7 protein-coding genes are annotated in these 10,948 nt (G+C 71.5%); 1 reads left to right on the plus strand and 6 read right to left on the minus strand.

The genetic code is table 11. The features are described from left to right. Nucleotides 1-39: 39 nt before the first annotated feature. The 6 genes from ACOPJ3_RS09755 to ACOPJ3_RS09780 all read right to left on the minus strand — a co-directional run bounded on the left by ACOPJ3_RS09755 (nucleotide 40) and on the right by ACOPJ3_RS09780 (nucleotide 10,425). Nucleotides 40-1,626 (minus strand): class I SAM-dependent methyltransferase, encoded by a 1,587-nt coding sequence (locus ACOPJ3_RS09755; protein ID WP_427868984.1) that lies wholly within the window; start codon nucleotides 1,624-1,626, stop codon nucleotides 40-42. A 25-nt stretch (nucleotides 1,627-1,651) separates the two neighbouring features. Then, nucleotides 1,652-2,128 (minus strand): hypothetical protein, encoded by a 477-nt coding sequence (locus tag ACOPJ3_RS09760; RefSeq protein WP_427868985.1) that lies wholly within the window; start codon nucleotides 2,126-2,128, stop codon nucleotides 1,652-1,654. Nucleotides 2,129-2,423: 295 nt separating this feature from the next. After that, nucleotides 2,424-3,071: an NAD(P)-dependent oxidoreductase gene (locus tag ACOPJ3_RS09765; RefSeq protein WP_427868986.1), complete on the minus strand. Its 648-nt coding sequence runs from the start codon at nucleotides 3,069-3,071 to the stop codon at nucleotides 2,424-2,426. A 96-nt stretch (nucleotides 3,072-3,167) separates the two neighbouring features. Beyond that, nucleotides 3,168-4,634, minus strand: coding sequence for a glutamate synthase subunit beta (locus tag ACOPJ3_RS09770; protein WP_427868987.1), 1,467 nt, complete (start codon nucleotides 4,632-4,634; stop codon nucleotides 3,168-3,170). Continuing rightward, nucleotides 4,627-9,285 carry a glutamate synthase large subunit gene (gltB, locus tag ACOPJ3_RS09775; RefSeq protein ID WP_427868988.1) on the minus strand — a complete coding sequence of 1,553 codons (4,659 nt, stop codon included), beginning with the start codon at nucleotides 9,283-9,285 and terminating at the stop codon, nucleotides 4,627-4,629. Before gltB ends, ACOPJ3_RS09770 begins: the two co-directional genes overlap by 8 nt. 372 nt (nucleotides 9,286-9,657) lie before the next feature. Beyond that, the gene (locus ACOPJ3_RS09780) at nucleotides 9,658-10,425 is read right to left on the minus strand and encodes an SDR family oxidoreductase (protein WP_427868989.1); all 768 of its coding nucleotides are present in this window, start codon (nucleotides 10,423-10,425) and stop codon (nucleotides 9,658-9,660) included. Nucleotides 10,426-10,584: 159 nt separating this feature from the next. Here ACOPJ3_RS09780 and ACOPJ3_RS09785 point away from each other — a divergent pair, with 159 nt between their 5' ends. Further along, the gene (locus tag ACOPJ3_RS09785; protein ID WP_427868990.1) at nucleotides 10,585-10,941 is read left to right on the plus strand and encodes an RNA polymerase-binding protein RbpA; all 357 of its coding nucleotides are present in this window, start codon (nucleotides 10,585-10,587) and stop codon (nucleotides 10,939-10,941) included. The last annotated feature ends 7 nt before the right edge of the window (nucleotides 10,942-10,948 follow it).

Below are 10,948 nucleotides of genomic sequence, written 5' to 3' on the forward strand. Positions count from 1 at the left end.
ACTCCCCTGTCCGGCCGACTGGACCGCCGGAACCCGTGATCACGCGGCGGTCGCGGGCGCGATCATCCCGAGCCAGGCGAGCTCACGCACTCCGGCGACGAGCGCCTCGCTCGCCGCACCGGCGTCAACCTCGAGGATCGTGGCGAGCGCGTCGGCGATCTGCCCGAGCGAGAGCTCGCCGTCGCAGGCGCCGACGGCCGCGGCGAGCAGCGTGTCTGCCGTCACCCGGCGCGCGATCCCGCTCCCGGTCACGAGCGAAATCGCGCGCGGCGCCTCCGCACCGGGCGTGTGCTCGCGCTCCTCGACGACCGCAGGGTCCAGGATCCAGCGCGCCGCAAGCGCCTCGGCGTCGCTCATGCCCGCGGCCGCGAGGCCCGCCGCAAACGCGCGCTCGAGCGCGACGCCCGGCGCGGGATCGAATGCGCCGGCGGCGCGCTCGGCGTGGACAATCGGCTGCGGAGCCTCGAGGCGCCGGATCCGGATCGCTCCGAGCCCGATGGCCACGATGTTGCGGGCGGCGAAGTCCGCGAGCCACGCCTCGACGAGCCGCTCGAACTCGGCGTCGCCGGGCCGTGCGCCGCCGTCGCGCGCCCAGGTCTCCGCGTAGCGGACGGGCGACACGCGATCCCGCTCCATGATCCAGGCGCCGAGGGATTCCGTGCCGAGGGATCCGGCGCCGCTCGATCCGACGCCACATGCATCTGCGGCCTCGAGGATCCAGCCGCGCACGCGCTCGAGCCCGTCGACGCCCCACGGGCACTCCCAGTTCGCGAGGCACAGGAGCGTGCCGCCGTCCGCGAGGAACGCGGCACCCTCGCGGATCACCCGGGCGACGAGCGCATCGCCGACGAGTCCGCCGTCGCGGTAGACGTACGCGGGCTCGTCGCCGCCGCGCGGCGTGACGACGAACGGCGGGTTCGAGGCGATGAGCGAGAAGCGCTCCCCCGCGACTGGCACGAAGAGGTCCCCGACCCGAAAATCGATGCCGGACACCCCGTTCAGGGCCGCGTTCGCGCGGGCCAGCTCGATCGCGCGCGCCGAGAGGTCCGTCGCGACGACGGGCCCGCGCAGCGCGAGGTGCAGCGCCACGATTCCGCAGCCCGTGCCGAGGTCGAGGGCGCGCTCCGTCGCGCCGGGCGGCAGCTGGGCGATGAGCGAGCGCGTCGCACCGCCGACGCCCATGACGTGTTCCGGGGCCGCGGGCCCGCCCCGCAGCTGGTCGTCGAGGTCCGACAGGATCCACCACGAGACGGGCGCGGGAGACTCGGCGTCGACGAGCTCGACCGGGTTCAGGGAGAGCGCAACCCGGAACGCGTCCCGGCCGGTGGGCACCGCGGCGAACAGCCCGAGCGCGGTGCAGCCAGCGGCGCCGAGCTCGGGAAACGCGGCGTCGAGCTCCGCCGCCGTGAGCTCGGCCCCGAGCAGTAGCGCGGACACGAGCGTGCCGAGTCGACCGGCGCCGCGACCGCCTTCGCCCCGCGCCGCGAGGCTCCGCCGCGCGGGCGCGAAGACGCCGCGCAGGCGCGCGTCGTCGGCCTCCTCGCCGAGCAGGGAGCGCACGGAGGCGAGCGAGTAGTCGGCGGCGAGCAGGTCTGAGCGCAGGCGTTCGATGAGAGCAGGATCCACCCTCACAGCGTAGGGGGTGCGGGGCTCACTCCTCCGCGGGCTCGATTCCCTCGTCGTGGCTCATGGTGGCCCACACGACTCCGTCCTTCTCCGTGTATTCATCGGCCAGCTGACGCAAGTAGAGGGTCGAATCAGGCGAGTTCCTGAGCAGCCACGTCTGGCCCGTCTCGGCCGTCACTGCCTGCGGGTGGACGGCCGCGATGACGAGGAGGGTGTCTCCCGGGTTGGCGTTGCCTTTGAGAACGTGCCGCACACGCACCTCAAACACCGGGAGCTCCAGGATCTTGTCGCGGTGGAGTTCTGTACCTTGCACTTCAAGGGGTGCCACCGGGAACCTAACGATCCGCTCGACCTCGCTCGGCAAGCCATCGATCTCGACAACAAGGTCCGCCTCGCTGTACAGCACGGCGGGACTGCCATAACTTTCAACATCGATACTGATGCCTACGCGTTTCCCGCCCGCGCTGCATCCGGCGAGCAGCAAGAAAGTCAGGGTGAGCATGATCCCGAGACCGGGCCTCCGACGCATGGTGTCTCCCTCGCTCCTGGTGCGTGACCGTCTTCGTCACCGATTGTGAACGAGGCCACAGCGCGAGTCACCCGCCGGCACGTCACGACTCGCTGAGTCCGCACGTCAAGAGAAGAACTCCCTGATCAGGGATGAATTGAATGCGTGCCTCTCACCCCAGAGCACCGACCTTTCGCGCGGGCCTCCGAGCCGAATGACTCGGAGTAGCCGGGCCGAGCCGTCGGGCCGGCGTCGGGGCCGGCATCGGGAGCCGGCCCGCGTCACCGGATCAGTACGCGACGGTGAAGCGCGCGCGGCGGTGCTTCGGGTCCTCGACCTCGTCCACGACGGCCACGCCGAAGTCGGCGCCCGAAATGGCCGACTTCCCGGCGTCGTCGCTCAGGAGCACGTCGCCGCCGACGCGGTAGTTGCCGGTGTACTCGCCGGCGGCCCACGGGCCGAACTCCGCGGGCGGGCTTACGAGGAACCAGTCGAGCTCGGCCGGCGCGTTCTCGCGCAGGTCGTCGAGCACGCCGCCCATCTCGAGCGCCTCGGCGCGGAACTCCTCGGCGAAGTCCGGGAGGTCGGCGAGCCGTTTCCCGCCCTCGCTCGCGAGGAGCGAGCCCGCTCCCCCGATGACGCCGAGCCGCACGCCCTTCGCCGCCGCGTCGGCCGCGAGCTCCGCGACCGCGCCGCGCACCTTTCCGGCCATGTTGCCGCGGGGCGACACGGCGACGATGACGACGTCGCTGCCGTCGAGCGCACGGGCCCGATCCGCGGACTCCAGGATCGAGCCCGTCTCGTACCCGACCCCGGCGATCTGCTCCGCGGTCTCGCTCCGCGAGACGCTGCGCACGGCGAGGCCCCGCACCGCCGCGGCCTCCGCGATGTGCGAGCCCGCGTATCCGCTTCCGCCGATCACAGTCAGTACAGTCATGGTGTTCCTTCCGTCTCGTGCGGGACCGCGCCCAGTTGCGCGGCTCCACTTCCCGCAACCGCGAAGCGGGCCGCACTATTCCGGAGTGGTACCCGATCAGGCCATCGCGCGCTCCCGCGGCGACACGGGGCTCGGCAGCACCGACTCCCCCATGAGGTGGCGGTCGACGGCCGCCGCGACCGAGCGGCCCTCGGCGATGGCCCACACGATGAGCGACTGGCCGCGGCCGGCGTCGCCCGCGACGAAGATGCCTGGCACCGAGGTCGAGTAGTCGTCGGCGCGCGCGAACGCGCCGCGCCCGTCGCGCGGGAGCGCCGCCGCGGCGTCGTCGATCTCCTCGGGCCCGGTGAATCCCATCGCGATGAGCACGAGGTCGGCGTCGAGGAGGCGCTCGGTGCCGGGGATCGGCACGCGGCCCTTCTCGGTGAACCCCGTCTCGGCGACGCGGAGCGCCTGCACGCTTCCGTCCCCGTCGCTCACGAACTCGACGGTCGAGGCGAGGTACTGGCGGTCGCTGCCCTCCTCGTGCGAGCTCGACACCTCGAACACGGTCGGGTGCACGGGCCACGGCTGGTGATCCGGCCGCGACTCTGAGGGCCGCTTGCCGATCGCGAGGTTCGTGATCGAGCGCGCCCCCTGCCGGTTCGCGGTGCCGACGCAGTCGGCGCCCGTGTCGCCGCCGCCGATCACGATCACGTGCTTGCCCGCCGCGTCGAAGGGCGCAGCGTCGGGTGCGCCACCGTCGAGCGTGCCGTCCTGCACCCGGTTCGACACGGTCAGGTAGTCCATCGCCGGCATGATCCCCGCGAGATCGCGCCCGGGCAGGGCGAGCTCCCGCGGCACGGTCGCGCCCGTCGCGACGACGACCGCATCGAAGCGCCGCCGCAGCTCGCCCCAGCTCATGTCGCGCCCGATCTCGATCCCGCACCGGAAGCGGGTGCCCTCGGCCTTGAGCTGCTCGATCCGGCGCGCGACCAGGACCTTCTCGAGTTTGAAATCGGGGATCCCGTAGCGGAGCAGCCCGCCGGGCTCCTCGTCCCGCTCGTACACCGCGACCGTGTGGCCCGCGCGCGTGAGCTGCTGCGCGGCGGCGAGGCCCGCCGGGCCGGATCCCACGACCGCGACCGTCTTGCCAGTGAGGCGGGACGGCGGCTGCGGCTCGACCCAGCCCTCCTCGAAGGCCCGGTCGATGATGCTGTTCTCGATCTGCTTGATCGTGACGGCGGGCTGGTTGATCCCGAGCACGCACGCCGACTCGCACGGCGCCGGGCAGGCGCGGCCCGTGAATTCTGGGAAGTTGTTCGTCTCGTGCAGCCGCTCGATCGCCTCGCGCCCGCGCCCGCGGTGCACGAGGTCGTTCCACTCGGGGATCAGGTTGCCGAGGGGGCAGCCCTGGTGGCAGAACGCGACGCCGCAGTCCATGCAGCGCGACGCCTGCCGCGCCACGAGCGTCGGATCGGCCGGGTCGACGACCTCGCGCCAGTCCATGAGCCGGAGGGCGACGGGCCGCTTCGGCGCGAGCTCGCGCTCGCGGATCTTGAGAAACCCTTTCGGATCAGCCATGAGTAGCCTCCAGAATCTCCGACCAGACGTGGTCGCCGTCGGGATCGATGCCGTTCTGATCCGCGCGCACGCGGATTTCGAGCACCCGCGAGTAGCCGCGCGGGATGAGCCGTGTGAAGCGGGCGAAGGCGCGATCCGGATCCCGCTCGATCTCAGCGAGGAGCTCCTCCGCGACGAGGGATCCCGTCTCCTCACGGTGCCTGCCGAGGAGCTCGACGATCTTTTCCCGGAGCGCGGGCTCCTCGGGATCCTCCTGCGCCTCTCCCTCGGCGGGGTCCGCCGCGCCGCCGAGCCGCTGCAGCATGAGCGCGCCCGAGCCGAGCTCGGCCGAGTTGACGTCGCGCGGATCGAGGTCGAGGATCACGGCCTCGCCGCCCGACATGCCCGCGCCGATGTTGCGCCCGGTCGGCCCGAGGATGAGCGCGAAGCCGCCCGTGAAGTACTCGAGCGCGTGGTCGCCCGTGCCCTCCACGACCGCGGTCGCCCCCGATCCGCGCACGAGGAAGCGCTCGCCGACCGTGCCAGCGATGAAGATTTCCCCCGCGGTCGCGCCGTAGCCGATGACGTTGCCGGCGATCACGTTGCCGAACGCCGGGTGGCCGGAGTCCTGATGCGGCCGGATCGTGATGCTGCCGCCCGAGAGCCCCTTGCCGACGTAGTCGTTCGCGTCGCCGGAGAGACGGATCGTGATCCCGCTCGGCAGGAACGCGCCGAGCGACTGGCCGGCAGAGCCGGCGAGCGAGATGTCGATCGTGCCCTTCGGCAGGCCCGCCGCGCCGAAGCGGCGCGTCACTTCGTGCCCGAGCATCGTGCCGACGGCCCGGTCGACGTTCCGGATCGGCAGGTCGATCACGGCGGGGTCGCCGACGCGCAGCGCGTCGGCCGAGAGCTCGATGAGACCTGCGTCGAAGTGCAGCTCGAGCTCGTGATCCTGCGTGCGGCCTGAGCGCCGCGGCTCCTCGGCCGGGAACTCCGGGCCGCGCAGGATCGGCGTGAGGTCGAGGCCGGAGGCCTTCCAGTGCCGGATCGCGGCGTCGACGTCGAGGGCCGCCGAGTCTCCGATCGCCTCCTCGAGGCTGCGGTAGCCGAGCCCCGCCAGGATCTCGCGCACCTCCTCGGCGATGAAGCGGAAGAAGTTGACGACGTGCTCGGCCTTGCCCGTGAAGCGCTCGCGCAGCTCCGGGTTCTGCGTCGCGACGCCCACGGGGCAGGTGTCGAGGTGGCAGACGCGCATCATGATGCAGCCGGACACGACGAGCGGGGCCGTCGCGAAGCCGAACTCCTCGGCGCCGAGAAGCGCCGCGATGACGACGTCTCGCCCCGTCTTCAGCTGCCCGTCCGCCTGGAGCACCACGCGGTCGCGCAGCCCGTTCAGCATGAGCGTCTGCTGCGCCTCCGCGAGCCCGAGCTCCCACGGCGAGCCCGCGTGCTTCAGCGAGTTCATCGGGCTCGCGCCCGTGCCGCCGTCGTGCCCGGACACGAGGATCACGTCCGAGAGCGCCTTCGCGACTCCGGCCGCGACGGGGCCGATGCCGCTCTGCGCGACGAGCTTCGTGCTGATCCTGGCCGAGGGGTTCGCCCGCTTGAGATCGAAGATGAGCTGCTTCAGATCCTCGATCGAGTAGATGTCGTGGTGCGGCGGCGGCGAAATCAGGCCGACGCCCGGCGTCGCGTGCCGCGTGCGCGCGATCCACGGGTACATCTTGCCCGGGGGCAGCTGGCCGCCCTCGCCCGGCTTCGCGCCCTGCGCGAGCTTGATCTGGATCTCGTCGGCGTGCGTGAGGTACATGCTCGTGACCCCGAAGCGACCCGAGGCGACCTGCTTGATCGCGCTGCGGCGCTCGGGATCGAGGAGCCGGTCCTCGGCCTCGCCGCCCTCCCCCGTGTTGGATCGGCCGCCGAGCCGGTTCATCGCGATCGCGAGCGTCTCGTGCGCCTCGGGCGAGATCGAGCCGTAGCTCATGGCGCCCGTGGCGAAGCGCCGCACGATCGCGCTCACCGGCTCCACCTCGCCGAGCGGCACGGGCGGCCGCTGGGGCGCGAAGCGGAAGAGCCCCCTGAGGGTCATGAGCCGCTCCTGCTGCTCATTTACGCGCGCCGTGTACTCGGCGAAGATCTCGCGCTTGCCGGATCGCGTGGCGTGCTGCAGCTTGTACACCGTCTGCGGGTCGAAGAGGTGCGGCTCCTCGCCGCGCCGCCAGCGGTACTCGCCGCCCGTCTCGAGCCGCTTGTGCGCGAGCGTTGCTGGGTCGTCCGGGTAGGCCGCTCGGTGGCGCGCGGCGACCTCGGCCGCGAGCACGTCGAGGCCGACGCCGCCGAGCTTCGACGCGGTGCCCGTGAAGTAGCGGTCGACGAGCTGCTGGGAGAGCCCGATGGCCTCGAAGGTCTGCGCGCCGCAGTAGGAGGCGACCGTCGAGATCCCCATCTTGCTCATCACCTTGAGCATGCCCTTGCCGAGCGCCTTGATGAAGCGCTGCACGCCCTCCTCCTCGGTGACGCCCGTGATGATCCCCTGTCGCACGAGGAGGCCGACGGTCTCCATCGCGAGGTACGGGTTCACGGCGGCCGCGCCGTAGCCGATGAGTGCGGCGACGTGGTGCACCTCGCGCACGTCGCCCGCCTCGGCGATGAGCGCCACGCGCATGCGCTGGCCCGAGCGGATCAGGTGGTGGTGCACGGCGGAGACCGCGAGCAGGGTCGGCACGGGCGCGAGGTCCTTGTTCGAGTCGCGATCCGAGATGATGAGGAACTCGGCGCCGGCATCAACGGCCGCGCTCGCCTCGAGGCACATCTCTTCGAGCCGGTCGGCGAGCCCCTTCGCCTCGTAGTCCACGGGATACAGGCCCCGGATCGTGACCGCGCGCTCCCGCTCCGGATCGTCGCCGAAGTGCTGGATCCTGGCGAGCGAGCCGTTGTCGATCACCGGGAAGTCGAGGATCACCTGCCGCGCGTGGCTCGCCGACTGCGCCAGCAGGTTCTCCTGCGGCCCCATGCCGGCCCGCAGGCTCGTCACGAGCTCCTCCCGGAGCGCGTCGAGCGGCGGGTTCGTCACCTGGGCGAACTGCTGCACGAAGTAGTCGAAGACGAGGCGCGGGCGCGTGGAGAGCGCCGCGATCGGGGTGTCCGTGCCCATCGCCGCGATCGGCTCGATCCCGTCGCGCGCCATCGGGGTGAGGAGCAGCCGCAGCTCCTCCTCCGTGTAGCCGAAGGTCCGCTGGCGGCGGCTGATCGAGGCCGGCGGGTGCACGAGGTGCTCCCGCTCCGGCTGCTCCGAGAGCCGGATCCGGCCCTCGGCGAGCCACTCGCCCCACGGCGCGCTCGCCGCGAGCTCCTCCTTGACCTCGGCATCCTCGCGGATCCGGCCGCTCGCGAGGTCGACCGCGAGCATGCGGCCCGGCTGCATCCTGCCGCGCCGCACGACCCGCTCGGGCGCGAAGTCGAGCACGCCCGTCTCGCTCGCGATGACGAGCAGCCCGTCATCGGTGACGAGGTAGCGTCCGGGGCGGAGACCGTTGCGATCGAGCAGCGCAACGAGCTCGTTGCCGTCCGTCGCGATCATGGCCGCAGGCCCGTCCCACGGCTCCATCACGAGCGAGTGATACTCGAGAAAGTCGACGAGCTTGGGATGGAGCCCGCGCTCGGACTCCCACGCCTCAGGCACCATCATGGCGAGCGCGTGCGGCAGGGGGCGGCCCGCGCGCACGAGCAGCTCGAGCACCTCGTCGAAGCTCGCCGAGTCGCTGCCGCCTGGCGAACAGATCGGCAGGAGCTGCCGCACGTCGCCGAGCTGCTCGGAGGCGAGCTGCGCTTCCCTGGCGCGCATCCAGTTTCGGTTACCGCGCACCGTGTTGATCTCGCCGTTGTGCGCGACGAGCCGGAGCGGCTGCGCCAGGTGCCACGAGGGGAACGTGTTCGTCGAGTAGCGGGAGTGCACGATCGCGAAGCGCGACTCGAAGCGCTCGTCGGCGAGGTCGAGATAGAACTCCGGCAGCTGCAGCGTCGTGACCATGCCCTTGTAGACGATCGTCCGCGCCGAGAGCGAGGGCAGGTAGCACCCCGTCTCGTGCTGGATCCGCTTGCGCGCGCGGAACGCGCGCCGCTCGAGCTCCTCGGCGTCGGCGCGGCCGCGGCCGCTCGGCGCGAGCACGAGCTGCTCGATGCGCGGGCTCGCGTCGCGCGCCGAGACTCCGAGCACGTCGAGGCGCACGCCGACGGGGCGCCACGCGAGCACCCTCAGCCCCTCCTCCTTGGCGATCGCCTCGATCCGGTACTTCGCGGCGCCCCGCTCCGTGCTCGGGCGCGGCAGGAACGCGAGCCCGGTCGCGTAGCCCCCGGGATCCGGCAGCGCGAGCTCCGGATCCTGGTCCGCGAGCTGTGCGCGGAGCAGCCGGTCCGGGATGTCGCACAGGATCCCCGCGCCGTCGCCCGTGCCGGCGTCGGAGCCGACCGCGCCGCGGTGTTCCAGGTTCTCGAGCGCCTCGAGCGCGAGCAGCACGATCTCGTGGCTCGCCTCGCCGCGGAGATTCACGACCGACGCGAGGCCGCAGGCGTCGCGCTCGTCGGCCGGGTCGTACAGGCCGACGCGGCCGGGAGCAGCCGCGCCCTGCCGCCGGGGCTGCTCGCGGTGTTTCGGGGTCACTCGGTCGTTCATCGACGTCCTCTCGGTTGGCGGGACGTCGGCGGCCCGGGCGGCGCCACACTCACTCGGGTGGCTTCAAGACGTCTTCGTCGCGGTGAAGCGCGGTGGCTCGTCCCCCAAGTTTACCGCTCGTTTCTTCGGTGAAACGAATTGATGAACGAAGTTTCTGCTGATCTTGCGGGCCATAGGCCACGCTTGACACATAATCTTCGGCGCAATGAGAATTTCGCCGCAGACCGGGCCGCGCCGTAACATTCCCGAAACACGCGCTTCTCGCGCGTGAAATCGACACGCAAACGGCCGGAGTTCGATAGTCGATTTCACCCCCACAAGGTGTTCAACTATCGAACTCCGGCCGCATGCGCCCGTGCGCCGGTGGGCGCGCTATGCCTCGCCGCCGAAGCTCTCCGTGTCCCCCACGAGCCGCGTGTGATCCGCCGGCACGGGATCCACCGCCGCCCGCGCGACCTCGGCCGCGAACTCCGAGACGTTATAGAGGCGGCCGGCCTGCGCGCGGCGCTCCTCGATCGCGCCGGGGCTCAGGCGATTCAGCAGGGTCGCGGTCACGGTGCCCTCGATCATGTCACCCGACACGACGGTGAAGCCGATCCCGCGCTCCGTGAGCTCGGGGATCCGCTCGCGCAGCGCGTCCTCACCCGCGCGCTTGGAGAGCGCGACGGCCTCGTACTCGGGCATGGTCGGCGTCGAGCGAATGAAGTGCGCCTGGTGGCTCGTCACGAACACGACTCGGGAGCCCTCACTCATGAGCGGCAGCGCGGCGTCGAGCACGGCGAGCTGCGCGTCACGGTTGAGCTTCAGCGCGTAGTCCTCGGCCATGCCCCCCTCCATGCCTCCGGAAGCGTTGAGCACGAGGATGTCGAGCCCGCCGTACTCCTCCGAGATCGCGGTCATCATGTCCGCGAGCGACGCGGGATCCGTGAGATCTGCGCCCTGCACGAGGGCGCGCACGCCCAGCTCGCGGAGCTCGGCCGCGAGCTTCTCGGCGCGCGGCGCCTTGTTGCGGAAGTTCACGACGACATCCGCACCCGCCTCGGCGAGGTACCGGACCGTGTCCGCGCCGATGCCGCGGGACGAGCCGGTCACGAGCGCGCGGCGCCCGGCCAGGCTGCCAGGGGTGAGAATCTGGGTCACAAGTACTCCTCAAATCGTCGGAATTGCCTCCGTCCAGCGTAGTAGACGGTTCAGTGAATTCCAGGGAACGTGGTGCGGCGTCTGAGGCAAAGGGGCTAGGCTGCGAGGTAATCAGCAGGGGCGCTACCGACCCGTGGGGCCCCGGTCAGGAGGTCCGACATGGCCGATCGAACACTACGCGGCACGCGCATCGGCGCGACGAGCCTGCAGGGCGAGGAGGGCGTCGAGCTCTCTCCACGCCGCACGGTCGAATACCTCACCGACCGCGGCAATCGCTTTTCCGTGCTCTTCGACCTCGACGCGGAGCCGCCGGCCGAATGGGTGGATCAGAAGAGCGGGGAGATCGGCTTCCTCGACGACGAGGCCGGGCGCGCTGCGCGGGCCGAGTTCGAGGAGAAGGAATCCTCCCAGCGCACGCCGTGGGACATGCTCATCGAGCGGCGGACGCGCGAGGAGCTCGAGGAGCTGCTCGAGGAGCGCCTTCAGTTGCTCCGCGCGCGCCGCGGCTCGAAGTAGGGCTGCG

This window comes from Leucobacter luti (genome assembly GCF_050310065.1).
Lineage (GTDB): Bacteria > Actinomycetota > Actinomycetes > Actinomycetales > Microbacteriaceae > Leucobacter > Leucobacter luti_B.

What these genes read in the sequence shown, in the direction of transcription:
- ACOPJ3_RS09760 (WP_427868985.1), bottom strand. Translation starts at nt 2,128, where the DNA reads ATGCTCACCCTGACTTTCTTGCTGCTCGCCGGATGCAGCGCGGGCGGG.
- ACOPJ3_RS09765 (WP_427868986.1), bottom strand. Translation starts at nt 3,071, where the DNA reads ATGACTGTACTGACTGTGATCGGCGGAAGCGGATACGCGGGCTCGCAC.
- ACOPJ3_RS09770 (WP_427868987.1), bottom strand. Translation starts at nt 4,634, where the DNA reads ATGGCTGATCCGAAAGGGTTTCTCAAGATCCGCGAGCGCGAGCTCGCG.
- gltB (WP_427868988.1), bottom strand. Translation starts at nt 9,285, where the DNA reads ATGAACGACCGAGTGACCCCGAAACACCGCGAGCAGCCCCGGCGGCAG.
- ACOPJ3_RS09785 (WP_427868990.1), top strand. Translation starts at nt 10,585, where the DNA reads ATGGCCGATCGAACACTACGCGGCACGCGCATCGGCGCGACGAGCCTG.